Raw genomic sequence first — 26,911 nt, 5'->3', positions numbered from 1 at the left:
TCATACTCCCGGCGCTTGCCAGTGCACATGGGGTTGACGACCATCCAGCCCCAGCAGCGGGCCGTACATTTCCGGGCGGCGATCACGATAGATGCCCCAGTCAAGGCGCTCCTCTGCCATGGCGGCGAGGTCCAGCCGCTGCACCAGTACGCCAGTGGTGTCGCGGTCGGCTTCAGCCAACAGCCTGCCCTTGTGATCGGTGATGAAGGACGAGCCGTAAAAGCGCATCCGCAATTGCTGGTCGGTGGTCGCCACTTCCTGGCCGACACGGTTGGCGGCGATCACCGGAAGGATATTGGCGGCGGCATGGCCGCGCTGGATCAGTTGCCAGTGGTCGCGTGAATCCAGCTCCACCGCACCTGGCTCGGAGCCGATGGCAGTCGGATAGAGCAGCACCTCGGCGCCCATCAGTGCCATGCAGCGAGCGGTCTCGGGGAACCACTGGTCCCAGCAGATGCCGACGCCGATGCGGCCGAAGGCGGTGTCCCAGACGCGGAAGCCGGTATCGCCGGGGCTGAAGTACTCCTTCTCCTGGTAGCCGATGGCGTTCGGAATATGGGTCTTGCGGTACAGGCCCAGCAGGCGGCCATCGGCATCGGCCACCGTCAGCGAGTTGAAGAAGGCGTTGCCGGCACGCTCGAACCAGCTCAGCGGCAGCACCACGCCCAGTTCACGGGCAAGGCGGGCGAAGCGCTGGAGCAGGCGGCTGTTGCCGTATTCCTCCGCCAGGGCGAGGTGCTTGTGGTCCTGCTCGATGCAGAAGTACGGGGTGGCGAACAGCTCCTGCAGGAGGATCAGTTGCGCGCCCTTGGCGGCGGCCTCCCGCACCAGGCGCTCGGCCTGGTCGAGGTTGTCTTCCAGGTCCCAGCTGCAGGCGAACTGGGTGGTGGCGACGGTCAGCATGGTCATCGCATCACCCCTTCAGCGGCCAGGCCGGCTGTTGCTGGGTGATGCAGTGCACGCCGCCGCCGCCGTGGGCCAGCTGGTTGGTCCGCACCGGCACCACTTCGCGCCCCGGGAAGGCCAGGCGCAGCGTCGCGGCCGCCTCGTCGTCGGCGGCGATGCCGTAGGCCGGCATGATGATCGCGCCATTGGCGATGTAGAAGTTGGTGTAGGAGGCGCAGAACACCTCGGCCTCCCGGTCCACTGCCTCGCTGGCCTCGAAGAGTTCGAGCATCTCGAAGCGGCGTCCCTGGGCGTCGGTGGAGAGTTCCAGGGCGCGGCGATTCTCCCGTACGACCTCGGCATAGACCGACGACGAATCACGGGTCGCATCCACCAGCAGCGCGCCAGGCCGGGCGAAGGCGCACACGCCATCGACGTGACCGTCGGTCATGTCGCCGGTGACATAGTCGGGATCGCCCGGCAGCCAGATGGTCTTTTTCACACCCAGCAGGCGGGAGAAGATCTCCTCCATCTCGGCCTTGCTCATGCCAGGGTTGCGGTTCCTGTTGAGCAGTACCGATTCGGTGGTGATCAGGGTGCCCTGCCCGTCCACATGGATGGCGCCGCCCTCGTTGGTCAGCGGCGTGTCGAAGCACTCCAGGCCGAGGCCGTTGAGGATGCGCCGTGCCAGGCTTTCGTCCAGGTCGAAGGCCGACTTGCCGCCCCAGGCATTGAAGCGCCAGTTGACGCCGGCGGTGCCCAGGCGCGGATGGCAGACGAAGCTCGGGCCGGAGTCACGGCACCAGCTGTCGTTGATTGCCAGCCCGACCAGCTCGATGTTCGGCCCGCAGAGCTCACGGGCCCGCGCCAGGGCGGAGGGGTCCACCACCATCTTCACCGGTTCGAAGCGCGCGATGGCGTTGGCCACACGGGCGAAGTCTACCTGTACCTCGGCCAGGGTCACGCCCCAGCCGTTCTCCCACAAGGCCTGGTTATGGGGAAAGGCCATCCAGGTGGCGGCGTGTTGTACCCATTCGGCAGGCATGACCCAGCCGCTCTGCGAATCGTTGAATTGCATACAAGTGCCTTCAGTTAAGATTTTGTTATCACTGAAAACCGTGGCCGCGGTAATGACGTGCATGCTAGGCCTGTAAAACGGCGCCAACAAACGATAGATTCTGCGGACTCCTGATTAGCACGACTTATCGATCATGCTGAAACACTGGCCACCCCTGAATGCCCTGCGCGGCTTCGAAGCCGCCGCCCGGCTGGGCAGCTTCCACAAGGCCGCCGAAGAGCTGCACCTCACCCAGTCGGCCATCAGCCAGCAGATCCGCAGCCTGGAAAGCTTCCTCGAACAGCCGCTGTTCTTCCGCAACGGCCGCAGCGTGGCGCTGACCGATGCCGGCTTCGACCTGCTCAGCACAACCCAGTCGCTGCTGCAACAGCTGGCCGTGGGCATCCGCCGCCTGGACCAGTACCGCAAGCCCAACCAACTGGTGGTGAACACCACACCCGCCTTCGCCCGCCACTGGCTGGTGCCGCGCCTGGCGGACTTCCACAGGCGCCACCCGCAAGTCGATCTCTGGCTCCTGACCACTGACGAAACGCCGGACATGGCCACCCAGACCATCGACATCGCTGTGCGCGACGACCTCGGTGCCCAGGCCGAATGCAGCTTCCGCGTGCTGCTGGAAGATCGCCTGTACCCCGCCTGCCATCCAGGCCTGCTGGAACTGCCGGCCGATGCGCGGACCACCCTGCATGGCGAGCGCGAGATGGACTGGAGCCACTGGCAGGTACAGGGCGGCACCGATGTCGGCCAGCAAAGCCAGGGACTGAACTTCTCCGACCCCGGCCTGTTGCTGGATGCCGCCAGCCAGGGGCTGGGCATCGCCCTGGTCAGCCAGCTGCTGGCTGGTCGCGCGCGGTCTCAGGGCGAGCTGGTGCCGCTGGCGGAGCGAACGGTGCGCGGTCCGAACTGGAGTTGGTTGGTACACCGTGACAGCGAAAGCGATCCGCTCACCCGCAGCTTCTGCGACTGGCTGGTCGAGGCCCTTGCGGGCGGGGCCCACCAACGCACCCGGGGCGAAACTCCTGCACCGGCTCCGCGGTAGGGTGCGCCATGCGCACCGATCACGGGGCCAGCCCCGGCGCTTCGCTTGAGCAGGGCGCACTCAGATCAAGCTCAGGGCACCGCCCAGGACGATCAGTTGCGCGGTCAGCACGAAGGCCAGCAGCAGCGGCTTGAGCCCGGCCCTGCGCAGGTCGGCCAGGCGGGTGCTGAAGCCGAGGGCGCCCATGGCGGCGGCCAGCAGCAGGTCATCCAGGCCGACCATCGCCTGGTGCATGGCCTCTGGCAGGGGCAGCCAGGAGTTGAGCAGCATGCAGGCCACGAAGCCGATGACGAACAGTGGCACCTTGACCGGCGCTGCCGCCCGGCCGGGCGCGGAGCGGCGGGCCAGCCAGAAGCCCAGCCCCAGCAGGAACGGCGCCAGCAACAGGACACGGATCAGCTTGGCCACTATCGCCGCCTCGGCGGCCTGCGGGTCCATGGCCTGGCCCGCGGCGACCACCTGGGCGACTTCGTGCAGCGTCGCGCCGGCGAATACGCCGAATCCGTGGCTGTCACCGAACAGCGTCGGCATGAGGGTGAACAACCAGGGATAGAGCAACATGCCCAGGGTGCCGAAAAGCACCACGCAGGCGATGGCGATGGCCACCTGGTCGTTGCGCCCCTTCACCAGGCCGGCACTGGCGAGGATCGCCGCGGCCCCGCAGATGGCATGGCCGGCGCCGATCAGGATGGCGGTCTCGCGCTCCAGGCGCAGGACCCGGGTGCCCATCCAGATCGCCAGGCACATGGTGGAGATAATCAGCAGGGCGTCGATGACGAAGGCCTGTACGCCCAGTGCCTGGACCTGCTGGACCGTCAGGCGCAGGCCGTAGAGCGCGACGCCGAAACGCAGCACCGGCTGCTTGCAGAATTGCAGGCCTGCCCCGAGCACGGCATGGACACGATCGCTGGCCAGGTTGCCCGCCAGCAGCCCCAGCAGCATGGCCAGCGTCAGCGCGCCGAACCCGGAGCCCTGCAATGCCGGAGAATTCGACAGCCAGAGCGCCAGGCCGGCCAGGAGGAAACTGGTTCCGGCTCCAGCGAGCAGGAAGAATGGCGAACGTTCGATACGACTCAGGGCTAGCATGGCGATACCTCGCTTGTGGTAGCGCAAGCTTGCCCTCGCATATAACCTGAACGAAGCAACCTATTCTTATTGGTCATATCAGGAATGCTGATATGCAGTGCCGAATCACGCTCCGACAACTCGCCACCTTCATCGCCATCGCCGACCTGGGCAGCGTCACACGCGCCAGCAAGGAGCTCAGCCTCACCCAGTCGGCGGCCAGCATGTCCCTGCAGGACCTGGAGCATCAGCTCGGTACGCGGCTGTTCGATCGCCATGGCAAGCGCCTGGTGCTGAACGAGCACGGCCGTCGCCTGTACCCCCATGCGCAGGCCACCCTGGAAGGCGCCCAGGAAGTGGAATCGCTGTTCCAGCAGCGGCTCAGCTGCCATCTGCGCATCGGCGCCAGCACGACCATTGGCGGTTATCTGCTGCCGGACAAGCTGGCGGCCTTCCTTGAAGCGGAGCCGGATAGCCGCCTGGAGCTGAAGGTTGAGAACACCGAGCGCATCGTCGAATCGCTGTGCAACTTCACCGTCGACGTGGCCTTCGTGGAGGGGCCGGTGCAGCACCCGGATATCGATGTGCGGCCGTGGCTGGAAGACGAACTGGTGCTGATCGCCGCGCCTGGCCACCCGCTGTCACGCCAGCCCAAGCCGAGCGCCGAGGAGCTGGCGACGGCCCGCTGGATCATGCGTGAGCCGGGCTCAGGCACCCGCAACATGCTGGAGCACCTGATCGGCCCCTGGCTGGGCAGCCCGCGCCAGTTGCTGGAGGTTTCCGACGGCGAGGCGATCAAGCGCTGCGTGATCGCCGGGGCGGGCATCGCCTGCGTGTCGCGCATCATGGTGCGCAGCGAACTCGCCCTCGGCCAGTTGTGCACCCTGCCCTCTCCCAGCGGCCCGCTGAAGCGTGTGTTCTATCGCGCCATCCACCAGGACAAGCAGCCGACCCGTGGGCTGAAGCGCTTCCTGGATTTCCTGTAGGAGCGAATTCATTCGCGAAATGGACCAGCACCGGGCCAGCCGGCAACTCCCCTCACCCCCGGCCCCTCTCCCTGAAGTGGAGAGGGGTGACGCTCGGCTCACCTCCAGCCCAGTCCTGCAGAGGCTGAACGGGCTTCCAAAACCGGACGCCGAACATTCCCCTTCGACGACTGAAGATCCGCAAGGATTTGCGGTCTGGACGATCGGCACAGAACGGTCAATCGGCGGAAAGATTAATGGCCAACTGGTAGCTATGCTTGGAGTGCTGGCACGACGGGCGGGCCGTCCGCATGCGTCTCCGACAGGTGCATAACCCCACAGATACGGATTGACTGGTTTCCGAACAGCGCTTTTGCAGATCCATATGGAAGGAATGTGTCTGGAGATTGTGAAATGGATTTTTTCAAGAGTAAAAGCGCCGCAGCACAAGACGCTCAAGGCAGCTTGAAGAGTCCGCGCCCGACCAGATGGCATCGCATGTATTTCTTCCTCGCCGGCTTCGACGTGCTGGTCGTCGTGCTGAGCGTGCTGCTGAATCACCTTATCGTCGATACCTACCACCGCTCCATCAAGGCGAACCAGTCCTGGGTCCAGCAGTTGTCGAGCTATTCGACGCTGGGCAGCCTCGCGTCCGAAGTCAATGCGCCGGGCAACAACGTGTTCGACACCCATGATGTCGAGGCCGAATCGCGAAACATGAATGAGGCGTTGCGCGCATTCAACGAACACCTGGCCATGGTCAATACCCAGCTGAACGAGCGAATCGCCCGTCAGGCCGAACACAGTGCGGATGTCCGAGCCTTCACCCTTGCATTGAAGGGTGAGGTGGGCGAAGTCGACGCCGCGATGGTGGAAATGGTGAATGAGGCCTTGCTGATATTTTCCTACTTCAGGGAGGGCCAGTCGGATAATGCCGGCAAGCGCATGGCAACGATGGACAGGAAATTCGCCAAGTTGCTTTCCTCGCTCGCCACCGTGCGGGAGCGCGTGGGCCTGATCCAGAGCAAGCTCCTGGAGGAGGAACTGGAATCGGTCGAAGAGCTGCGCCGGGTCGAGTACGCGATCATGATGTTCGTGCTGCTGATGGTCAGCGCCGCCGTTATCTATGGACGCAAGATCAGGCGCGAGATGGAAGCGCAGGCGGTGGAAAGGGAGGGCTATCTCGCCGTCCTGCATGAAAGCGAGCGGCAGTTCCGCCAGCAGGCGTCACTTTTGGACAAGGCCCAGGACGCCATCGTCGTCTACGGGATGGACCAGCGCATCCTCTACTGGAACAAGAGCGCCGAGCGCCTCTACGGTTTTTCCAAGGAAGAGGCCCTTGGCAGATCGGCACGGGAACTGTTCCACCAGGCCAATTCCTCGTTCAATGCCGCCAACGACAGCCTGATCGAAACTGGCGATTGGGTCGGCGAAGTCACGCTGAGGCGCCGGGATGGTTGCACCATCACCCTCGAGAGCCACCGGACCCTGGTGCGCGACGATAACGGCCAACCCCAATCCGTGCTGTCGATCAATACCGATATCACCCACCGCAAGGTGGCCGAGCAGGAGGTCAAACGCCTGGCCTTCTATGACCAACTGACCGGACTGGCCAACAGGCGGCTCATGCTGGACCGGCTGCAGCACGTGCTGGCGGCCAGCTCGCGCAGCCTGCACACCAACGCGGTCATTCTCATCGACCTGGATAACTTCAAGGCACTGAACGACACGCTGGGCCACGACAGGGGCGACATGCTGCTGCGGCAGGTTGCACTGCGCCTGACCAGCTGCATACGCGAGAGCGACACGGTGGCGCGCCTCGGCGGCGACGAGTTCGTCGTCCTGCTGGAAAATCTCAGTGAGAACCCGCCTGAGGCGGCATTCCAGGCCAAGGCGATTGGCGAAAAGATCCTCAGGTCGCTGAACATTTCCTACCAACTGGACGGCTATGAGCACCATAGCACCCCGAGTCTCGGCATCGCCCTGTTCCAGGGGCAGTTGAACACCGTGGACGACATCATCAAGCGCGCCGACCTGGCGATGTACCGCGCCAAGGCGGCGGGCCGGAATACCCTGTGCTTCTTCGATCCGGAAATGCAGGCGGTCGCCACCGCGCGTGCCAGGCTGGAAGCCGACCTGCGCCAGGGGCTGCAGGGCAAGGAGCTGCTTCTCTATTTCCAGCCGCAGGTCAATTGCGATGGCCGGGTCATCGGCGCGGAGGCCCTGATGCGCTGGCAGCATCCCGAACGCGGGATAGTGCTGCCCGCGGAGTTCATCCCCCTGGCCGAGGAAACCGGGCTGATCCTGCCGCTGGGCCGCTGGGCCCTGCATTCGGCCTGTGGCCAACTGGTCGCCTGGGCAAGGCATCCGGAAACCGCCCGCTTCGTCATGGCCGTGAATGTCAGCGCCCGCCAGTTCCACCATCCGGACTTCGTCGAGGAAGTGCTGGACGTGCTGAAGTGCACGGGGGCCGATCCGAAGAAATTGAAACTGGAACTTACCGAAGGCCTGCTCATAGAGGATGTGGAAAGCACGGTGGCCAAGATGATCCGGCTGAAGGATATCGGCATAGGCCTTTCCCTGGACGATTTCGGAACCGGTTACTCCTCGCTCTCCTACCTGAAGAGCCTGCCGCTGGATCAGCTCAAGATCGACCAGTCCTTCATCAGGGACGTGCTGATCGATCCCAACGATGCCGCCATCGCCTGCGCAATCGTGAGCCTGAGCCAGATCCTGGGGCTTTCGGTGATTGCCGAAGGCGTGGAGACCGAGGCCCAGCGCACCTTCCTGATGAACCATGGCTGCCAGACCTTCCAGGGCTTCCTGTTTTCGCCGCCACTTACGGCCGAGCAGTTCAGGGAGTACGTGCATGATCGCCTGATGGCCGCGCACTGATCGCCCATGGGCCAAGCCTGCCCACGTATGCCTCCCACGCATGGTTCACTGTAGGGTGCGCCATGCGCACCGATGTTGCGCCGGGATGTACCGCTGGTGCGCGCGGCGCACCCTACCAGGCCAACTCCGTCGTGACGGGCCGAGCCGGTTACTGGAGCTGTTCCAGGGTCGGGATGTGCAATGTGCTGTCTTCGCCAAGCAGCCAGGCGCGATTGAGTTCGGCGCAGGTGTGCAGGTATTCGGCGACCAGGGTTATCCGCTTGAGTCTGCGCAGGTCCTCGCTGTAGTAGATCCAGAACTGCCGGGTGACCTCCAGCTCGTCCGGAAGCACCGCCTGCAATCGCGTATCCCCGGCCACCAGGAAGCAGGGCAGGATGGCCAGCGCCTGGCCCTGTAGCGCGGCCTGGTACTGGGCGATGACGCTGGTGCTGCGCAGCTGGCTCATGGCGCCTGGCAGCAGGTCGTTCAGATAGAGCAGCTTGGGGCTGAACGCCAGGTCCTCGACGTAGGTGATGAAGGGATGGCCGGCCAGGTCGTCGCGGGATTGGATCGGTGCATGCCTGGCCAGGTACTCGGGCGAGGCGTAGAGGCGCAGGCGGTAGTCGGCGAGCTTGGAGCAGACGTAGGGACCGCGTTCCGGGCGCTCCAGGGTGATGGCGATATCCGCCTCGCGGCGTGACAGGCTGACGAAATGCGGCACCGGCAGGATGTCCGCCGAGATGTGCGGGTAGCGCTCCAGGAAGCGGCTCATCTGTGCGGTGACGAAGTAGGAGCCGAAACCCTCGGTACAGCCGATGCGCACATGCCCCGACAACCCGAGGCGAGTGCCCGAGACTTGTTCGCAGGCCGCCTGAAGCGTGCTTTCCAGGGTCTCGGCGTGCCCAAGCAACCGCTGACCTTCAACGGTGAGGACGAAGCCGGCCGCCCGCGACTTCTCGAACAGCAACGCGCCGAGCGCCTGCTCCAGGGCGCGAACGCGCCGCGATACCGTGGTGTAGTCGACGCCCAGCCGACGCGCGGCCCCGGTGGCGGTACGGGTACGGGCCACTTCCAGGAAGAAGCGCAGGTCGTCCCACTTCACCTGGTCGAGCTTGGCACTTTTTTGCATGTCCATCAGGATCTTTCGTCTGTTCATTGGTGGATGGATGCCGATATATACGCACAACGGTCACCACGCGCCACAACAAAGGCACCGCCGAACTCGGTAGCCCAATGAAATCCGGCGAAGATCCCCACCCGCCTGCGCGTGTTGGGTTTCGCTTCGCTCTACCCAGCCTACGGCTGCTATCGGGAGCCCGCGCCGCCGTCAATGACCGGTGCACGCGGCGCACCGCGTACGGAATCTCGGCCGGGTTACGGACTCACCCTCGACCATGATTTTTTTGCACATCGCACCGGTTTTTCTGCGCATTCTTATTTGATTTACGCCTTCCTATACTCAAGCCACCGAGCCGCTCAAAGGCTGGAATGACCCGACAAAAACAAGCAAGGGCACCCCACCATGAACGACAACTGCCTCCCCTTCCTGGCCGCCCGCGATTTCCTGCTGGCCCACCGGACCGACTACGACACCGCCGTGCGCGACTTCCGCTGGCCGCAGCTGACGGAGTTCAACTGGGCCCTGGACTATTTCGACGCCATGGCCAGCGGCAACCAGGCGCGCGCCCTGTGGATAGTCGAGGAAGACGGCAGCGAGCGGCGCTACAGCTTCCAGGAGCTGGCGCAGCGCTCCAATCGCGTCGCCAACCACCTGCGTGCCCTGGGCGTGAAGCGCGGCGAGCGCATCCTGATGATGCTGGGCAACGACATTGCCCTGTGGGAAACCATGCTGGCCGCCTTCAAGCTGGGCGCCGTGGTGATCCCCGCCACCGCCCTGCTGACCCCCGACGACCTGCGCGACCGCATCGAGCGTGGCCATGTCCGCCACCTGGTCGTGGGTAGCGCCAACCTGGAGAAATTCAACGGCCTGGCCGAAGGCTGCACCCGCATCAGCGTCGGCCAGGGCGCCCCGGGCTGGACGCCGCACGACGCGGCCCTGGAATACTCCGCCGGGTTCGAGGTCGATGGCGTCACCCTCGCCACCGACCCGATGCTGCTGTACTTCACCTCCGGCACCACCTCCAAGCCGAAGATGGTGCTGCACAGCCACCAGAGCTACCCGGTTGGCCACCTGTCCACCCTGTACTGGATCGGCCTCAAGCCCGGCGACCTGCACCTGAACATCTCCTCCCCCGGCTGGGCCAAGCATGCCTGGAGCTGCTTCTTCGCCCCCTGGAACGCCGGTGCCTGCATCTTCATCCACAACACCTCGCGCTTCAGCGCCCCGGCCCTGCTCGGCGTGCTGGAACGCTATGGTGTGACCAGCCTCTGCGCCCCGCCCACCGTCTGGCGCATGCTGATCCAGGAAGACCTGGCCAGCTACCGCGGCCGCCTGCGCCTGCGTGAACTGGTGGGCGCCGGCGAGCCGCTCAACCCGGAGATCATCGAGCAGGTCCAGCAGGCCTGGGGCCTCGATCTGCGCGACGGTTTCGGCCAGTCGGAAACCACCGCCCTGGTGGGCAACACCCCCGGCCAGAAGCTCAAGCCCGGCTCCATGGGCCGGCCGCTGCCCGGCTACCGCGTGACCATGCTCGACCCCGACGGCATGCCCGGCAACGAGGGCGAAGTGGCCCTGCCGCTGGACGTGCGCCCCCTGGGCCTGATGCTCGGCTACGAGGACAGCCCGGAGAAGACCGCCGAAGTGATGCGGGACGGCTACTACCGCACCGGCGACACCGCGCAGATCGATGAAGACGGCTACATCACCTTCGTCGGCCGCGCCGATGACGTATTCAAGGCCTCCGACTACCGCATCAGCCCCTTCGAGCTGGAGAGCGCGCTGATCGAGCACCCGGCGGTGATGGAAGTGGCCGTGGTGCCCAGCCCCGACCCGGTACGCCTGGCGGTGCCCAAGGCCTTCCTGATCCTCGCCCATGACGAACCCGGCAGCGCCGAACTGGCCTGCAACATCCTCGCCTTCGCCCGCGAGCACCTGGCGCCCTACAAGCGGGTGCGGCGCATCGAGTTCGTCCGCGAACTGCCCAAGACCATCTCCGGGAAGATCCGCCGGGTGGAACTGCGGCAGATGGAAGTGCAGCGTCGCCAGGGCGATGCACGTGGCCCGCAGGAGTACTTCGAAGAAGACTTCCCGCAGCTCAAGGGCTGAAACCGGGCCGCCAGGCCGGCCCTCCCGAATCCAAACCCGACCGCTCGGCCAACCGGCCCGAGGGGCCCCACTCGACCCAACGAAATCAGGCAGGACCCGAAATGACCTCTACCAGCGTCCCCAGCGTCAAGCTGCTCATCAACGGTGAACTCGTCGAGTCGCGCACCACCCAGTGGCGCGACGTGGTCAACCCGGCCACCCAGGAAGTCCTGGCCCGCGTGCCCTTCGCCACCCTTGAGGAAATGAACGCCGCCGTGGCCAGCGCCAAGGAAGCCTTCAAGACCTGGCGCAAGACCCCCATCGGCGCCCGCGCACGCATCTTCCTCAAGTACCAGCAACTGATCCGCGAGAACATGAAGGAGCTGGCCGCCCTGCTCACCGCCGAACAGGGCAAGACCCTGCCGGACGCCGAAGGCGACATCTTCCGCGGCCTGGAAGTGGTGGAGCACGCCGCCAACATCGGCACCCTGCAGCTGGGCGAGCTGGCCAACAACGTGGCCGGCGGCGTCGACACCTACACCATCAACCAGCCGCTGGGCGTGTGCGCCGGCATCACCCCCTTCAACTTCCCGGCGATGATCCCGCTGTGGATGTTCCCCATGGCCATCGCCACCGGCAATACCTTCGTCCTCAAGCCCTCCGAGCAGGACCCGATGGTCACCATGCGCCTGGCGGAACTGGCGCTGGAAGCCGGCATTCCCAAGGGCGTGCTCAACGTCATCCACGGCGGCGCCGACGCGGTGAACCTGCTCTGCGACCACCCGGACATCAAGGCCGTGTCCTTCGTCGGCTCCACCCGCGTCGGCACCCACGTCTACAACCGTGCCACCGGCAACGGCAAGCGCGCCCAGTGCATGATGGGGGCGAAGAACCACGCCATCATCCTGCCCGACGCGAACAAGTCGCAGACCCTCAACAACCTGCTGGGCGCCGCCTTTGGCGCGGCCGGCCAGCGCTGCATGGCGCTCTCGGTGGCGATCCTGGTGGGCGAAGCCCAGACCTGGCTGCCGGAGCTGGTGGAGAAGGCCAAGACCCTGAAGATCGGCGCCGGCGTCGAGCCGGGCACCGATGTCGGCCCGGTGGTCTCCTGCGCCGCGCTGGACCGCATCAGCGGCCTGATCGCCGCCGGCGTCGAGGAAGGCGCCAAGCTGGAACTGGACGGCCGCAACCCGAGCGTGTCCGGCTACCAGGACGGCAACTTCGTCGGCCCGACCATCTTCTCCGGCGTGACCCCGGCGATGACCATCTACCGCGAGGAAATCTTCGGGCCGGTGCTCTGCGTGGTGCATGCCGCCACCCTGGATGAGGCCATCGCCTTCATCAACGCCAACCCGAACGGCAACGGCACCGCCCTGTTCACCCGCTCCGGCGCCGCCGCGCGGCACTTCCAGGAGGAGATCGACGTCGGCCAGGTGGGTATCAACGTGCCGATCCCGGTGCCGGTGCCGCTGTTCTCCTTCACCGGTTCGCGCGCCTCCAAGCTCGGCGACCTCGGCCCCTACGGCAAGCAGGTGGTGCAGTTCTACACCCAGACCAAGACGGTCACCGAGCGCTGGTTCGACGAGGACGAAGTCGGCGGCGCCGTGAACACCACCATCACCCTCAAATGACCCCTCCGGGCCGGCGCCACGCGCCGGCCCGCCGCGATGATGACCAAGGAGTGCGTCAACCGCGCCTTCGAACTGGGCCTCGCCGAAGGCGTGCGCTTCGAGCGGCGGCTGTTCCACTCGCTGTTCGCCAGCGCCGACCAGAAGGAAGGCATGAACGCCTTCGTGGAAAAGCGCGTGCCCCACTTCAACCACCGCTGACCGAATTTCCCTGCTCACCTCAAGAGGACGCCACCATGCATATCGGATTCCTTGGCCTCGGCAACATGGGCGGCCCCATGGCCCGCAACCTGCTCAAGGCCGGCCACAGCCTCACCGTGTTCGACCCCGCGCCCCAGGCCGTTGCCGCCCTGGTCGAACTCGGCGCCCGCTCCGTCGCCAGCCCGGCGGAAATCGCCCGCGACGGCGTCGCCGCGATCATCACCATGCTGCCCGCCGCCGCCCATGTGAAAGACGTCTATCTGGGCGCCGATGGCCTGCTGGCCAACGTCCGCCGGGGCGTGCTGCTGATCGACAGTTCCACCATCGACCCGCTGAGCGCCCGCGAAGTGGCCAGGCAAGCCGAGGCCCAGGGCAACCCGATGCTCGACGCACCGGTCTCCGGCGGCACCGGCGGCGCTGCGGCCGGCACCCTGACCTTCATGGTCGGCGGCACCGCCAGCGCCTTCGACCAGGCCCAGCCGCTGCTCGCCGCCATGGGCCGCAACATCGTCCACTGCGGCGACTCGGGTAACGGCCAGGTGGCCAAGATCGCCAACAACATGCTGCTCGGCATTTCCATGGTCGGCGTCGCCGAGGCGATGGCCCTGGGTGTGTCCCTGGGGATGGACGCCAAGGTGCTGGCCGGGATCATCAACACCTCCAGCGGCCGCTGCTGGAGCTCGGAGATCAACAACCCCTTCCCCGGCGTGCTGGAGAACGCTCCGGCGTCCCGTGGCTACAGCGGCGGCTTCGGCACCGACCTGATGCTCAAGGACCTGGGCCTTGCCACCGAGGCCGCGCGCCATGCGAAGCAGCCGGTGGTGCTCGGCGCCGCGGCCCAGCAGCTCTACCAGACCTTCAGCCTGCAGGGGCACGGCGGCCTGGACTTCTCCGCGATCATCAAGCTGTTCCGTCGGGAAGCCTGAGCATGAGTGACAACCAGGTAGCGGTCCTGGCCAGTGGGCGCAATCGCATCGGCCACCTGACAGCGCATCCGCGCCCTGATCATCGACAAGGACAAGAATCCGCGCTGGAACCCGCCGACCCTGGCGGACCTGCCCCAACAGCGGGTGCTGTCCTTCTTCAGCGGCTTCCAGGCCGCCACCGGCAACCCCCTTCGCACCGCCTGACAGCGCCACCCTGCGAGAGACCCGTACGATGCACGATATCGAACTCACCGAAGAACAACGCATGATCCGCGACATGGCGCGGGAATTCGCCCGCGCCGAAGTCGCCCCGCGCGCCCAGGCCTGGGAAAAGGCCGGCTGGATCGACGACGACCTGGTGCAACAGATGGGCGAGCTGGGCCTGCTCGGCATGGTGGTGCCCGAAGAATGGGGCGGCACCTATATCGACTACGTGGCCTATGCCCTGGCGGTGGAGGAAATCTCCGCCGGCGACGGCGCCCTCGGCGCGCTGATGAGCATCCACAACTCGGTCGGCTGCGGGCCACTCCTCAAGTACGGCAGCGAAGCGCAGAAGGACCGCTGGCTGGCGGAGCTGGCCAGTGGCGCCGCCATCGGCTGCTTCTGCCTCACCGAACCCCAGGCCGGCTCGGAAGCGCACAACCTGCGCACCCGCGCCGAGTTCAAGGACGGCCACTGGGTGCTCAACGGCGCCAAGCAGTTCGTCAGCAACGGCAAGCGGGCGAAGCTCGCCATCGTCTTCGCCGTGACCGATCCGGACCTGGGCAAGAAAGGCCTGTCCGCCTTCCTGGTGCCCACCGACACCCCCGGCTTCAAGGTCGACCGCAGCGAACACAAGATGGGCATCAAGGCCTCGGACACCTGCGCGGTGACCCTGAGCGACTGCCGTATCCCGGCAGAGAACCTGCTGGGCCAGCGCGGCAAGGGCCTGGCCATCGCCCTGTCCAACCTCGAAGGCGGGCGCATCGGCATCGCCGCCCAGGCCCTGGGCATCGCCCGTGCGGCCTTCGAGGCTGCCCTGGGCTACGCGCGGGAGCGGGTGCAGTTCGGCAAGCCGATCATCGAGCACCAGAGCATCGGTAACCTGCTGGCCGACATGCAGGTCCGTCTCAACGCCGCGCGGCTGATGATCCTCCACGCCGCCCGCCTGAAGGGCGCCGGCCTGCCCTGCCTCTCCGAGGCCTCCCAGGCCAAGCTGTTCGCCTCGGAGATCGCCGAGCAGGTGTGCTCCAGCGCCATCCAGGTCCACGGCGGCTATGGCTACCTGGAGGACTACCCGGTGGAGAAGTACTACCGCGATGCGCGGATCACGCAGATCTACGAAGGCTCCAGCGAAGTGCAGCGGTTGCTCATCGCGCGCGAGCTGGCCAATTACCAACTCTGAGTCACCCCACGCTTTTCGGGCGGCCCTCTCCCGAGGGCCGCCCGGTCTTTTTTGCGCTGGTACCGGCTCGCGGGGCGCCGCGATTCGCTGCCCCGGCGCCAGGCCTCGGCCAGCCCCATGCAGCACGCAGTCGAACGGGCACCGGGCCACGGAAGCCAACCGGGATTTGCGGTATTTTTAGCTGTCCCCCTCCGGAGCCGCGCATGGAACTGCACATCGTCATCCAGGGCAGCAAGGACCTGTCCGGGCAGCTGTATCGCCAGTTGCGTGAAGCCATAGAGTCCGGCCGCCTCAAGGCGGGTACCCGCCTGCCGCCGAGCCGCCTGCTGGCCGAGCAACTGGGAATTTCGCGCAAGACGGTATCCGACACCTACACCCTGCTCACCTACGACAACCTGCTCACCGGCAAGGTCGGCTCCGGCACCTTCGTCAGCGCCCAGGCCGTCGGCCAGGGCCACAAGCAGGGCCATGAATCCCTCGCCAGCGCGGCGATCATTTCCAAGTGGCGCAACATCTCCACCTCCCTCGGCCATCCCCCCATGGAGGCGATGTTGCGCTACGACTTCATCGGCGGCGCCACCAGCAAGAGCCAGTTCCCCCAGGACGATTGGCGCCGCTGCGCCCAGCACGCCCTGCGGCAGACGGCCAGGTCCCGCGGGCTCTACAGCCAGCCCGCGGGCCTGCCCGCCCTGCGCGATGCCATCGCCCGGCACGTGGCGTTCTCCCGCGGCGTGCACTGCAACGCGGAAGACGTGGTGGTGTGCCACGGTGCCCAGCAGGCCCTTGACCTGCTCGCCCGGGTGCTGATCGAGGCCGGCTGCAGCGTCGCGGTGGAGGATCCCGGCTACCCGCCGGCGCGCCAGCTGTTCGCCGCACAGGGCGCCGAGGTGATCGGCGTGCCGGTAGATGCCGAAGGCATTTGCGTCGACGCCATTCCCGAGCATGTGCGGCTGATCTACGTGACCCCGTCGCACCAGTTCCCCCTCGGCATGCCCATGAGTCAGGCGCGGCGCGAGGCCTTGCTGGACAAGGCGCTGCGCATCGGCGCGGTGCTCATCGAGGACGACTATGACTGCGAATTCCGCTACGCCGGCCGCCCCACCGAGACCTTGCAGAGCCTCGACAGCCAGGGCGCGGTGGCCTACGTCGGCACCTTCTCCAAGTCCCTGCAGCCCGAGTTGCGCCTGGGTTACTGCATTCTCCCGCCGGCGCTGATCGCAGCGGTCACCGCAGCCAAGCAGCTCTGCGACTGGCACTGTTCCACCCTCACCCAGTGGACCCTGGCCAAGTTCATCGATGACGGCTGCCTGCTCAAGCACATCCGTCGTTGCCATGGCATCTACGCCAGCCGTCGGGAACGCCTCCTCGAACGCTTCAACGGCGACCTGGCGCGCTGGTTCGAACTGGTGCCCTCGGTGGCCGGCTTCCACCTCGCCGCCCTGGCCAGGGTGCCGGTGGACATCCCGCTGCTGGCGGAATTGGCGCGCAAGGTGGATGTCGGCCTTTATCCCCTTGCCGATTTTTCCTACCAGTTGCCTCCGCGCAATGGGCTGCTCCTCGGTTACGGCGCTATCGAAACCCTGGACCTCGACCCGGCGCTGGACCGGGTCAGGGATATCCTGGAGCAGATCGCCTAGGGTCCGGGTGGGACTGCTTTTCTGTAGGGGCGAATTCATTCGCCAAGCAGGCCGAAGGGCTGCCCTGAGGCTTTGCAGGGGCAGCTGCGCCGCCCTTGGCGAATGAATTCGCCCCTACAAGACCCATGAATGAAAAAGGGCTGCACCCGGCAGCCCCTTGTCATTCAACTCGACTGATCAGCGACGATCCCGCCAGATGGTCTGCACATTGAGGAATTCGCGCAGGCCGAAGTGGGACAGCTCGCGGCCATAACCGCTCTTCTTCACGCCGCCGATCGGCACACGCGGGTCGGAGGCGGTGAAGCCGTTGATGAACACCGCGCCGCTGACAATGCGCCGTGCCAGCTTCTGCGCCTTGGCCAGGTCCGCGGTCCAGAGCGCGCCGCCCAGGCCGAACTCGCTGTCGTTGGCCAGTTCCACGGCGTGCTCGGCGTCGCGGGCTTCGATCAGCGAGGCCACCGGGCCGAAGATTTCCTTGCGGAAGGCGGTCATCTCCGGAGTCACATCCGCCAGCACGGTGGGCGCGTAGAAGTTGCCCTCGCCCTCCAGCTTGTGGCCGCCCAGCAGCAGGGTCGCGCCCTCGGCCAGGGTCGCCTGCACCTGGCCGTCCAGCTCATCGCGCAGGTCGAAGCGGGCCATGGGGCCGACGTAGGTGGAGTCGGCCTGCGGATCGCCGATCTGCAGCGCCTTGACCGCCGCCACGAAGCGCTCGGTGAAGGCGTCGGCAATGGACACCTCGAGGATGATGCGCTTGGCGGCGATGCAGACCTGGCCGGCGTTATTGAAGCGGCTGGCGACCGCAGCCTTCACCGCGGCATCCAGGTCGGCGTCGGCCAGGACGATGAAGGGGTCGGAACCGCCCAGCTCCAGTACGCACTTCTTCAGCGCCGCACCGGCCTGGGAGGCGATCGCGGCACCGGCACCGACGCTGCCGGTCACCGCCACCATGGCGATGCGCGGATCGGCGATGGCCACGGAAACCAGCGGCGGCTCGACGTTGATCACCTCGAACACGCCTTCCGGCAGGCCGGCCTCGGCCCAGGCGGCGCCCAGCAGGCGCGCGCAGCCCATGACGTTCGGTGCGTGCTTCAGTACGTAGCTGTTGCCACCGAAGATGATCGGCACCGCACCGCGCATCACCTGCCACACGGGGAAGTTCCAGGGCATCACGGCCAGCACCGGGCCCAGCGGCAGGTAGGCCACCACCGCCTTGTCTTCCTCCACCAGGGTCGGCTCGTCGGCCAGCATGGCCGGGCCATGTTCGGCGTACCACTCGCAGAGCCTGGCGCACTTCTCGATCTCGCCACGGGACTGGCTGATGGGCATGCCCATTTCGCTGGTGGTCATGCGCGCCATGGCCTCGGCGTTGGCACGCAGGGCCTTGGCCATGCGCAGCAGGGTTTCGCCTCTCGCCTCGACGCTGAACTGGCGCCAGGCCTCGAAACCACGCTGGGTGCAAGCCAGGCTGGCGTCCAGGGCAGCGGCGTCCTGGTACGGATAGCGGGCGATTTCTTCGCCGGTGGCGGGGTTCCGGGATATGGCGGCGGGCTGGATCATGCTGTCCTCGTCGTACGTGAGAGCCGGTCAGGGCTCGCGATCGGTGTTGCGGCCAACTTAAGGCCGCGACCGATTCACGTAAAACGAATAATCGAGAAGAAATTCTTCACGAAAAAAGAATGGCTGGCAGCAGGTACCCCGGCTCAGGCCCGCTGCGCCAGGCGGGCCCGCCCGCCATGCCCGCGCGTCAGCGGCCAGCTGCGATGCTGCTCGTCCGGCGACTCGGTGGTAACCACGTAGACCCGCTGCTCATGGCCATGGCGCAGCAGCACGCATTGCAAGGACTTGCCGTCCTCCACCTGGAACCAGCGTGGCTCGCCGTCGCGGGTCATCTCCATGAACCGCGTTACCCGCGCCAGCACCGTGGCCGGGCTGTAGCGATCCCAGCCCTCGGGCAGCGAACCGTCGTCCAGCAACCAGCCGGTGGCCGGGAGTTCGCCACACTCCTGGCTGCGGCGCCCCCAGGGAATCCACACCACACCGCGCTGCGGGTCATGGATGGGCAATGCCGCATCGGCGTCGGGATAGTTGATGAGTTGCCGGCTCCCTTCGGCGGTGTAAAGCCCGCTGACTTCCACTGCATGACACATGACTGCCTCCCCTAGCCGAAGCAATTGTCATAGTTGCCAGTACTGCTGGTTCAGGGCTGTTGGTGCAGCGCTGTTTCTTGTCGGCCCCTGCGCCTGAGTTTCGTGGCCCCGGAGCAAGAGTCAAGGAGGCGCAGTGGCGGCCTTGACGGGAGGGCGAGAGACGCGACGAATCGCTATTACGCAAGTGATCTATGGGGATTTGCCGGGTGATTGACAGAAATTTGACCAAACCAACACTCAAGAGTGTTATTTTCTACAGATTGTCAACACTTTGACGACCTGCGCGCAGCCCATTCCGACGTCCAATAATCACAACAGTCTCCAAGTCCCTGAATAGCGAGAAACTCACGAGGGGAAGGAGCCGTCATGAACAGGTCACATCCCAGTCGCCGGTCCAGGCGATGCGAACACGGCCCAGCGGCTGACTCCCGCCGGGTCTTTCTCAAACTCGGGGCGGCGGCCCTCACCCTACCCCTGATGGGCAGCCCGGCGCGCCTCCTCGGGGACGACGATGACGAACCCGACGAAGGCGAGTTCATCCCCCCCGTCATTCCGCCCAGCCCGCCCACCATTCCCTGGACCCTCGAATTGCCGCAACAGGTCGACCCGCTCAGCGCGGTGGTCCTCGATCCGGCCCCCAGCGAGCAGGCCAATACCGCCGCCGGGGAAGCGGGACGCGACGCGCACCAGCGCTGGAACGAACTGCCTTTTGCGCTGACCTACGAACTCGTGGCTCGGGAAAACCCCCAGTGGCTGTTCAATGAGGCCTACCCACGCCAACCCATCTGGGGCTACCAGGGCGCTGGCACTGAAGTGACGACACCCGGCCCCCTGATCTTCGCCCGCTATGGCGTACCCATAGTGGTGCGCATCCGCAACCAGCTGCCGGCCGACCATCAGGGATTCGGCACACCGGAAATATCCACGCACCTGCACAACGCCCATACAGGCTCCGAAAGCGACGGTTTCCCGGGGGACTTCTACAGCGCCACCAAGGCCGGCCCGACCCTGGCCAGCCCCGGCGAGTTCATGGACCACTTCTACGGAAACATCTACGCGGGCTTCGACGAGTTCCAGAACGGCATCGGCGATCCGCGGGAAGCGCTGGGCACGCTCTTCTATCACGACCACACCATGGACTTCACCGCACCCAATCTCTACAAGGGGCTGCTGGGTTTCTACCTGCTGTTCGACGATATCGACTCCGGCGACGAGCACGATCCCAACCCTGCCGCGCTTCGCCTGCCCAGCCATCCCTATGACTACCCCCTGGACTTCGGCGACAAGCGCTTCGCCCCCGACGGCACCCTCTACTGGGACCAGGTCAGCCCGGAAGGCGTGCTCGGCGACAAGATCGCCGTCAATGGCATCATCGAGCCGGTGCTGCGGGTCGCGGCGCGCAAATATCGCTTCCGCCTGCTCAACAGCGGTCCGAGCCGCTTCTACGAGTTCTACCTGGTGGACGGCCGTGATCGGAAACAGCGTTTCACCTACATCGCCAACGACGGCAACCTCCTGCCGGCACCGCTGCGCGACCAGGACCGGGTGCGCCTGGGTGTGGCCGAACGCGGCGACATAGTGGTGGACTTCTCGACCTATCCCCTGGGGACCGAGCTGTACCTGGTCAACCGCCTCACCCACAAGGCCGAGGACACCCGCCAGCCCAAGGATGTGCGCGAGCCGGGGGTGCGCGTGCTCAAACTCATCGTCGACCGCATGCCGCCGGAAGCGGATGTCAGCCAGGTGCCCGACAAGCTCCGCGACCTGCGTCCGCTGACCGAGGAAGAGATCGCCGCCGCGCCGCTCAGGACCTGGGTCTTCGACCGCGACAAGGGGCTCTGGGCGATCAACGAGCGCTTCTTCGACCCGAACGAGGTGCATGCGCGGGTCCGTCAGGGAAGCGCCGAGGTCTGGGAGCTGGTGAACCCCGAGGACGGCTGGGACCATCCCCTGCACATCCACTTCGAAGAAGGCCGGATCATCAGCAAGACGGTCCTTGGTCAGAGCATTCCCGTGCCGCCCCATGAGCAGGGCCGCAAGGATGTCTACGTGATAGGCGAGGACATGACCGTCAGGGTGTTCCTGCGCTTCCGTGATTTTCTCGGCAAGTACCCCCTCCATTGCCACAACCTGATCCATGAGGACCACGCCATGATGGCGCGCTTCGACATCGAGGCCGACACCAGCGGGCCGTCGTCCGATAGCGGTATGGTCGGCGACGCATCACCGACAACGGGAGGCCGCTCATGAACACTCGACGCAAGATTCTCGGTGGCCTGGGGCTGGTCGCACTAGGGGGCGCATTGGGCTATGGCCTCGAAAGCCCGACCGCCAGGAAGGGCCAGCAATCCGTCCGCACGCCGTTCCCCAACGTGCTGCTGGAAACCCATGACGGCCGCAAGGTGCGCTTCTACGACGATCTGGTCCGCGGCAAGGTGGTGGCGATCAACATGATGTACGTCCACTGCGAGGGCATCTGCCCGACCATGACCGCCAACCTGCGCAAACTCCAGGGCCTGCTCGGCGAACGCCTGGGGCGTGATGTCTTTCTCTACTCCATCAGCCTCCAGCCGGAACTGGACTCCCCCGACGTGCTCAGGGACTATGCCGAGCGCCATGGTGCGCGGCCCGGCTGGCTGTTCCTCACCGGCGCCCCGGCGGACATCCGCCGCCTGCGCTACGGGCTCGGCTTCTACGATCCGCAACCCGAGGTCGACTCCGACCTGTCCAACCACACCGGCATGCTGCGCATCGGCAATGACCGCACCCATCGCTGGGCCATGGCCCCGGGCTTGTGCGAGCCCGAGCGCATCATCGCCACCATCAACCACGTCGACACGGCAATGGTGGCGACGGCGCACCGGAGTGCAACCGGGCACGCCTGACAGGCATCGCGCGGCCGCAAGTACCTTCAAAAAAATGCGGGGCGCTGTAACGCGCTCCCGCCTGCCGTGTCTCCTGTTTCGAAGGCGCTGCTTCCATTCCCCGACTAACCTGGGGATGCTTCGCCACCCTTGGGCAACACGCCCTTGTCGACCCACAGAAACGGAGAGAACAACCATGAAAACCCCGACTGCCAGTGTCGTCTCTGCAACCGGCCTCGCCCTGGCGCTGAGCACCGCCCTCGGCCTGGCAACGGCGCCGCTGAGTGTTCAGGCCGCCGACAAGGAAAAGTGCTTCGGCGTCGCCATGAAAGGCAAGAACGATTGCGCCGCCGGCGCTGGAACTTCCTGTGCGGGCACTTCGAAAACCGACTACCAGGGCAACTCCTGGAAGTATGTCCCGGCCGGCACCTGTGAGAAAACCGCCTCCCCCAGCTCTCCCACCGGCTTCGGCCAGCTGCAGGCATTCAAGGAAGCGAAGAAGGGCTGATCGCCACCGGCAGGAGCATTGACCATGACCCCTTCCCCACGTCTCCCCGCTCCTGCCGGACAGCTTCCGGCCAGGGCCGGTATCGGGCTCAAGTCCCAGCATTACCGGGACATCCTCGAAACCCGGCCGGCCCTCGGCTTCTTCGAGATTCACGCAGAGAATTACATGGTGGCGGGCGGCCCCTTCCACCACTACCTGGGCCGGATACGCGAGTCCTACGCGCTGTCGATCCATGGGGTCGGCCTCTCCATCGGTGCCGAACAACCGCTGGATGCAGACCATCTGCAGCGCCTGGCCGCGCTGATCGAGCGCTACGAACCGGAGTCCTTTTCCGAGCACCTGGCCTGGTCCAGCCATGGCGAAGTCTTCCTCAACGACCTGCTGCCGCTGGCCTACGACCAGGCCAGCCTGGAGCGGGTGTGCCGTCACATCGACCAGGTGCAGACTCGACTGAAGCGCCGGATGCTGCTGGAAAACCCGGCCACCTACGTCGAATTCGAAAGCTCCGGACTGGACGAAGCCGAGTTCATCGCCGAGGTGGTGAAGCGTACCGGCTGCGGCCTGCTGCTGGACCTGAACAACGCCTATGTGTCCTGCATCAACCACAACCGCGATGTCCGCGCCTACCTGAATGCCCTGCCCCTGAACGCGGCAGGCGAGATTCACCTGGCCGGCTTCGCCGAGGACAGCGACGCCGTTGGCGCACGCCTGCTGATCGACCAGCACGGCTCGGCAGTGGACGATGCCGTCTGGGCCCTCTACGGCGAAACCCTGCAACACCTCGGCCCGCTGCCCACACTGATCGAACGGGACAACGACATCCCGGCCCTGGACATCCTGGTTGACGAAGCCGCGCGCGCCGATCGGCTGCTGCGACAAGAGCGGGCCGCATGAACGCCGATGCCTTCGCCAAGGCCCTGCTCGCCCCGGAACTGCCCTGCCCGGCTGGCCTGTGCGCCTGGAACGGCTCCGATCCGGCGCGCCGCTTCGCGGTTTATCGCAACAATGTGCTGGCGTCCCTGATCGCAGCCCTGGCCGATACCTTCCCGGTGGTCCGGCAACTGGTGGGTGCCGACTTCTTCCAGGCCATGGCCCGCCTGCATGTCCAGGCCACCCCGCCGCGTTCGCCGCTGCTGGTGTTCTACGGCGAGGACTTCCCCGACTTCATCGCCGGGTTTCCACCGGCCGCCGGCCTGCCTTACCTCGCCGACCTGGCCCGGCTGGAGCTGCTGCGGGTGCGCGCCTACCACGCCGCCGACCTGCCGCCCCTGGACAACGCCCGCCTCGCCGGCGTCCTCGGCGACCCGGAGCTGCTCCCGGGCATGCGCCTGCAACTGCACCCATCGGTGGCGGCCATCAGCTCGGACTACGCCATCGCCTCCCTCTGGGCAGCCCACCAGGAACTGCTGGAAATCGGCAGTGTCAGCCCCTCCCGGCCTGAATGCGCGCTGGTCCTGCGCAACGCTCTGGAGGTCGAGGTCAGCCGGGTCGGCCCGGGCGTCGTGGCATTCATCCAGGGGCTCGGCGCCGCAGTCCCCCTTGGACAGGCGGTGGGCGCCGCCTTGTCCGTCGATTGCGGCTTCGACCTCGGCACCACCCTCGCGCAGCTCCTTGCGGGCGGCGCCATCACCCAGTTCGCCCTCGACAGCGAGAGACCGACACCATGAACGCGACCCTCCAGATCCACTCCAGCCACCTGCCGGTGAAACTGGTGCTCCAGGGCATCGAGCTGTGCAAGCGCCTCCCTTATGGCCTGGTGGCCTTCATCGCCCGTTTCTCCATCGCGGCCATCTTCTGGAAGTCGGGCCAGACCAAGGTGGAGGGATTGGCCATCGACCTGGTGGAAGGGACTTTCCAGCTGGGGGTGCCGCACCTCTCGGATTCGGCCGTCCCGCTCTTCGCCGAGGAATACAAGGTGCCCCTGCTTTCCCCGGAAATCGCCGCCCACCTGGCGGCCTTCGGCGAACACTTCTTCCCGGTGCTGATCCTGCTTGGCCTGGCCACACGTTTCTCGGCCCTGGCCTTGCTGGGCATGACCCTGGTGATCCAGGTCTTCGTCTACCCCGATGCCTACCCGACCCACGGTGTCTGGGCCGCCTGCCTGCTGCTGCTGATCAGCCAGGGGCCGGGTGCGTTTTCCATCGACCACCTGATTGCCCGGCGTTACCAGGCCTGAAATCAGCGCGATTCATTTCCTGTAGGGGCGAATTCATTCGCCAAGCAGGCCGAAGGTCTGCCCACTGAAATCCCGAAGGGGCAGCTGCGCTGCCCTTGGCGAATGAATTCGCCCCTACAACCAGTCCCGACCCTGCTCCTCACCGCGAAATACGAAATTCCTTCGGCGACTGTCCCGTGCCGCGCTTGAAGAAACGCGAGAAGTAAGCCGGTTCGGAAAACCCCAGGCTGTCCGATACCTGGTTCACCGTCATGGCGGTGTAGACCAGGCAACGCTTGGCCTCCAGCAGCAGGCGCTGGGTGATCATCTGCAGCGCCGACTGCCCGGCCAGGCGCCGGCACAGGGCGTTGAGATGAGCGGCGCTGATCCCCAGGCGCTGGGCGTATTGCTCGATGGAAAGATGCTCGCGGAAGTGCTGCTCCAGCAGCCGGGTGAACTCCTGCAGGTGCAGGCGGCCGCGGTCCTGCTGCAGGGCATCGGAGTGGGACTGCTCCAGCGAGCGCCGGCCGATCCACACCAGCAACACGCTGATCAGCGATTGCAGCATCAGTTCGCGGCCCGGCGCCTGCTGGGCGTACTCGCGGCTGATGGCCTCGAACAGGGTGTCCAGGTACGGCTGGCTATCGCCGGCGGCGAAGCAGGCCGGGGTGAGCAGCGCCTGGCTGTCCAGCAGTCCGGCCACCTGCTCCACCAGCGGCAGGGCCAGGGTCAGCACATGGCCATCGACGTCCTGGGAAAAACGGAAGCCGTGCACGCAAAGTGCCGGCACCACTTGCAGCGAGGCGCAGTCAATGCGGTTCACCTGCCCTTCCACTTCCAGCTCGGCACGGCCTGAGCGCACATAGAGCAGCTGCACCAGATCGCCGTGCTGATGGGGCTTGATCTCCCATTCATGCAGGCGGCTGCGGGCCTCGATGGACTCCCAGTGAATCAGGTCAGGCGTCGGCCAGGCGGCGGTTTCGCCATACAGCTTGAACACCGGAACCGGGGTGTGGGCCTGCCTGGTCAAGGGAACCTCCGAGTACACCAATCCGCGAAAAATCCATGGATGTCGTTGGATATTGCCTTCAAACCAACTCGGCATCCACCAAAAATACAGGCAGGACACAACAACAGGTGAGACGGGACTGCCTTGGGCCCGCCACCGGAATCCTTCGAGAGGACAACAACAATGAAGACTCAGGTCGCCATCATCGGCGCCGGCCCGTCCGGCCTTCTCCTCGGCCAGCTGCTGCACAAGGCCGGGATCGACAACGTCATCATCGAGCGCCAGAGCCCGGACTACGTCCTCGGCCGTATCCGCGCCGGGGTGCTGGAACAGGGCATGGTCGACCTGCTGCGCGAAGCCGGCGTCAGCCAACGCATGGATCGCGAAGGCCTGGTGCACGACGGTTTCGAACTGGCCTTCGACGGCCGCCGCGAGCACATCGACCTCAAGTCCCTCACCGGCGGCAAGACGGTGATGATCTACGGCCAGACCGAAGTCACCCGCGACCTGATGGAAGCCCGCGAGGCCTGCGGCGCACGCAGTTTCTACAATGCCGCCAAGGTGCAGCCCCATGACCCGAAGAGCGAGGCGCCCTACGTCACCTTCGAGCAGGACGGCCAGAGCGTTCGCCTGGACTGCGACTACATCGCCGGTTGCGACGGTTTCCACGGCGTCTCGCGCAAATCCATTCCCGCGGGCGTGCTCAAGGAATTCGAGCGGGTCTATCCCTTCGGCTGGCTCGGTGTGCTGGCCGATACCCCGCCGGTGAACGATGAGCTGATCTACGCCAGCCACGAGCGCGGCTTCGCCCTGTGCAGCATGCGTTCGCCCACCCGTACCCGTTACTACGTTCAGGTGCCCGCCGACGAGAAGGTGGAGGACTGGTCGGACGAGCGTTTCTGGGCAGAGCTGAAAAGCCGGCTGCCGGAACAGACCGCCGCCAGGCTGGTCACCGGCCCGTCCATCGAGAAGAGCATCGCCCCGCTGCGCAGCTTCGTGGTGGAGCCCATGCAGTACGGCCGGCTGTTCCTCCTCGGCGACGCCGCCCACATAGTTCCACCCACCGGTGCCAAGGGCCTGAACCTGGCCGCCAGCGACGTCAACACCCTCTTCCGCATCCTGCTCAAGGTCTATGGCGAAGGCCGCACCGAGCTGCTGGAGCAGTACTCCGCCATCTGCCTGCGGCGCATCTGGAAGGCCGAGCGGTTCTCCTGGTGGATGACTTCGCTGCTGCACCGCTTCCCCGAGACCGACGCCTTCGGCCGCCGCATGCAGCAGACCGAGCTGGACTACTACGTCGGCTCCGAAGCGGGCCGGCGGACCATCGCCGAGAACTATGTG

At 65.9% G+C, this 26,911-nt stretch carries 22 protein-coding genes and 2 pseudogenes; 17 read left to right on the top strand and 7 right to left on the bottom strand.

What is annotated here, in order from left to right:
• Together aguB and ACFPU0_RS25025 are read right to left on the bottom strand one after the other, a co-directional pair.
• On the bottom strand, positions 1–909 hold the full coding sequence (gene aguB, locus ACFPU0_RS25030) for an N-carbamoylputrescine amidase (RefSeq protein WP_377695992.1): 909 nt from the start codon (positions 907–909) through the stop codon (positions 1–3).
• Between the two features lie 4 nt (positions 910–913).
• Positions 914–1,963, bottom strand: coding sequence for an agmatine deiminase family protein (locus tag ACFPU0_RS25025; RefSeq protein WP_377695991.1), 1,050 nt, complete (start codon positions 1,961–1,963; stop codon positions 914–916).
• A 133-nt stretch (positions 1,964–2,096) separates the two neighbouring features.
• Between ACFPU0_RS25025 and ACFPU0_RS25020 the strand changes: the two genes are divergently transcribed.
• Positions 2,097–3,002 (top strand): LysR substrate-binding domain-containing protein, encoded by a 906-nt coding sequence (locus ACFPU0_RS25020; RefSeq protein WP_377695990.1) that lies wholly within the window; start codon positions 2,097–2,099, stop codon positions 3,000–3,002.
• A 60-nt stretch (positions 3,003–3,062) separates the two neighbouring features.
• Here ACFPU0_RS25020 and ACFPU0_RS25015 read toward each other — a convergent pair whose 3' ends face one another.
• Positions 3,063–4,088, bottom strand: coding sequence for a YeiH family protein (locus tag ACFPU0_RS25015; protein ID WP_377695989.1), 1,026 nt, complete (start codon positions 4,086–4,088; stop codon positions 3,063–3,065).
• A gap of 92 nt (positions 4,089–4,180) precedes the next feature.
• Between ACFPU0_RS25015 and ACFPU0_RS25010 the strand changes: the two genes are divergently transcribed.
• Together ACFPU0_RS25010 and ACFPU0_RS25005 are read left to right on the top strand one after the other, a co-directional pair.
• The gene (locus ACFPU0_RS25010; protein ID WP_377695988.1) at positions 4,181–5,053 is read left to right on the top strand and encodes a LysR family transcriptional regulator; all 873 of its coding nucleotides are present in this window, start codon (positions 4,181–4,183) and stop codon (positions 5,051–5,053) included.
• Between the two features lie 393 nt (positions 5,054–5,446).
• The gene (locus tag ACFPU0_RS25005) at positions 5,447–7,927 is read left to right on the top strand and encodes a putative bifunctional diguanylate cyclase/phosphodiesterase (protein WP_377695987.1); all 2,481 of its coding nucleotides are present in this window, start codon (positions 5,447–5,449) and stop codon (positions 7,925–7,927) included.
• Positions 7,928–8,075: 148 nt separating this feature from the next.
• Here the strand turns inward: ACFPU0_RS25005 and ACFPU0_RS25000 are convergent, their stop codons facing one another.
• On the bottom strand, positions 8,076–9,041 hold the full coding sequence (locus ACFPU0_RS25000; protein ID WP_377695986.1) for a LysR family transcriptional regulator: 966 nt from the start codon (positions 9,039–9,041) through the stop codon (positions 8,076–8,078).
• Between the two features lie 387 nt (positions 9,042–9,428).
• On the opposite strand from ACFPU0_RS25000, the gene ACFPU0_RS24995 reads away from it, so the two are divergent.
• The 7 genes and pseudogenes from ACFPU0_RS24995 (at position 9,429) to ACFPU0_RS24965 (ending at position 16,887) form a co-directional block, all read left to right on the top strand.
• Entirely contained in the window at positions 9,429–11,132 is a 1,704-nt protein-coding gene (locus ACFPU0_RS24995) for an AMP-binding protein (protein WP_377695985.1), read from the top strand.
• A gap of 101 nt (positions 11,133–11,233) precedes the next feature.
• Positions 11,234–12,742, top strand: coding sequence for a CoA-acylating methylmalonate-semialdehyde dehydrogenase (locus ACFPU0_RS24990; RefSeq protein WP_377695984.1), 1,509 nt, complete (start codon positions 11,234–11,236; stop codon positions 12,740–12,742).
• Positions 12,743–12,769: 27 nt separating this feature from the next.
• A pseudogene (locus ACFPU0_RS24985) lies at positions 12,770–12,940 on the top strand (enoyl-CoA hydratase-related protein); the annotation flags it as partial.
• 35 nt (positions 12,941–12,975) lie between these two features.
• Positions 12,976–13,866, top strand: a complete 891-nt coding sequence (gene mmsB / locus ACFPU0_RS24980) for a 3-hydroxyisobutyrate dehydrogenase (protein WP_377695983.1) — start codon at positions 12,976–12,978, stop codon at positions 13,864–13,866.
• A 66-nt stretch (positions 13,867–13,932) separates the two neighbouring features.
• A pseudogene (locus tag ACFPU0_RS24975) lies at positions 13,933–14,070 on the top strand (enoyl-CoA hydratase/isomerase family protein); the annotation flags it as partial.
• A 28-nt stretch (positions 14,071–14,098) separates the two neighbouring features.
• Positions 14,099–15,250: an acyl-CoA dehydrogenase family protein gene (locus ACFPU0_RS24970; RefSeq protein WP_377695982.1), complete on the top strand. Its 1,152-nt coding sequence runs from the start codon at positions 14,099–14,101 to the stop codon at positions 15,248–15,250.
• A gap of 203 nt (positions 15,251–15,453) precedes the next feature.
• Positions 15,454–16,887, top strand: coding sequence for a PLP-dependent aminotransferase family protein (locus ACFPU0_RS24965; RefSeq protein ID WP_377695981.1), 1,434 nt, complete (start codon positions 15,454–15,456; stop codon positions 16,885–16,887).
• Between the two features lie 177 nt (positions 16,888–17,064).
• Here ACFPU0_RS24965 and ACFPU0_RS24960 read toward each other — a convergent pair whose 3' ends face one another.
• Positions 17,065–18,444 carry an aldehyde dehydrogenase family protein gene (locus tag ACFPU0_RS24960; RefSeq protein WP_377695980.1) on the bottom strand — a complete coding sequence of 460 codons (1,380 nt, stop codon included), beginning with the start codon at positions 18,442–18,444 and terminating at the stop codon, positions 17,065–17,067.
• 143 nt (positions 18,445–18,587) lie between these two features.
• Positions 18,588–19,034, bottom strand: a complete 447-nt coding sequence (locus ACFPU0_RS24955; RefSeq protein ID WP_377695979.1) for a hypothetical protein — start codon at positions 19,032–19,034, stop codon at positions 18,588–18,590.
• Between the two features lie 366 nt (positions 19,035–19,400).
• Between ACFPU0_RS24955 and ACFPU0_RS24950 the strand changes: the two genes are divergently transcribed.
• The 6 genes from ACFPU0_RS24950 (at position 19,401) to ACFPU0_RS24925 (ending at position 24,582) form a co-directional block, all read left to right on the top strand.
• On the top strand, positions 19,401–21,284 hold the full coding sequence (locus ACFPU0_RS24950) for a multicopper oxidase family protein (protein WP_377695978.1): 1,884 nt from the start codon (positions 19,401–19,403) through the stop codon (positions 21,282–21,284).
• A complete protein-coding gene (locus tag ACFPU0_RS24945) occupies positions 21,281–21,919 on the top strand; it encodes an SCO family protein (protein WP_377695977.1) in 639 nt (212 codons plus the stop codon). Before ACFPU0_RS24950 ends, ACFPU0_RS24945 begins: the two co-directional genes overlap by 4 nt.
• Positions 21,920–22,094: 175 nt before the next feature.
• On the top strand, positions 22,095–22,406 hold the full coding sequence (locus tag ACFPU0_RS24940) for a DUF2282 domain-containing protein (RefSeq protein WP_377695976.1): 312 nt from the start codon (positions 22,095–22,097) through the stop codon (positions 22,404–22,406).
• A gap of 24 nt (positions 22,407–22,430) precedes the next feature.
• On the top strand, positions 22,431–23,300 hold the full coding sequence (locus ACFPU0_RS24935; RefSeq protein ID WP_377695975.1) for a DUF692 domain-containing protein: 870 nt from the start codon (positions 22,431–22,433) through the stop codon (positions 23,298–23,300).
• The gene (locus ACFPU0_RS24930) at positions 23,297–24,073 is read left to right on the top strand and encodes a DNA-binding domain-containing protein (protein WP_377695974.1); all 777 of its coding nucleotides are present in this window, start codon (positions 23,297–23,299) and stop codon (positions 24,071–24,073) included. The genes ACFPU0_RS24935 and ACFPU0_RS24930 overlap by 4 nt, the downstream gene beginning before the upstream one ends.
• Entirely contained in the window at positions 24,070–24,582 is a 513-nt protein-coding gene (locus tag ACFPU0_RS24925; protein ID WP_377695973.1) for a DoxX family protein, read from the top strand. The genes ACFPU0_RS24930 and ACFPU0_RS24925 overlap by 4 nt, the downstream gene beginning before the upstream one ends.
• A gap of 139 nt (positions 24,583–24,721) precedes the next feature.
• Here the strand turns inward: ACFPU0_RS24925 and ACFPU0_RS24920 are convergent, their stop codons facing one another.
• The gene (locus ACFPU0_RS24920; RefSeq protein WP_377695972.1) at positions 24,722–25,591 is read right to left on the bottom strand and encodes a helix-turn-helix domain-containing protein; all 870 of its coding nucleotides are present in this window, start codon (positions 25,589–25,591) and stop codon (positions 24,722–24,724) included.
• Between the two features lie 162 nt (positions 25,592–25,753).
• Between ACFPU0_RS24920 and pobA the strand changes: the two genes are divergently transcribed.
• Positions 25,754–26,911 (top strand): 4-hydroxybenzoate 3-monooxygenase (gene pobA, locus ACFPU0_RS24915; protein WP_377695971.1); only part of this gene is annotated, 1,158 nt, incomplete at its 3' end.

The sequence above is a fragment of the Pseudomonas sp. GCM10022186 genome (genome assembly GCF_042656385.1).
GTDB lineage: Bacteria > Pseudomonadota > Gammaproteobacteria > Pseudomonadales > Pseudomonadaceae > Metapseudomonas.
This window is presented reverse-complemented; position numbering and strand designations above follow the sequence as displayed.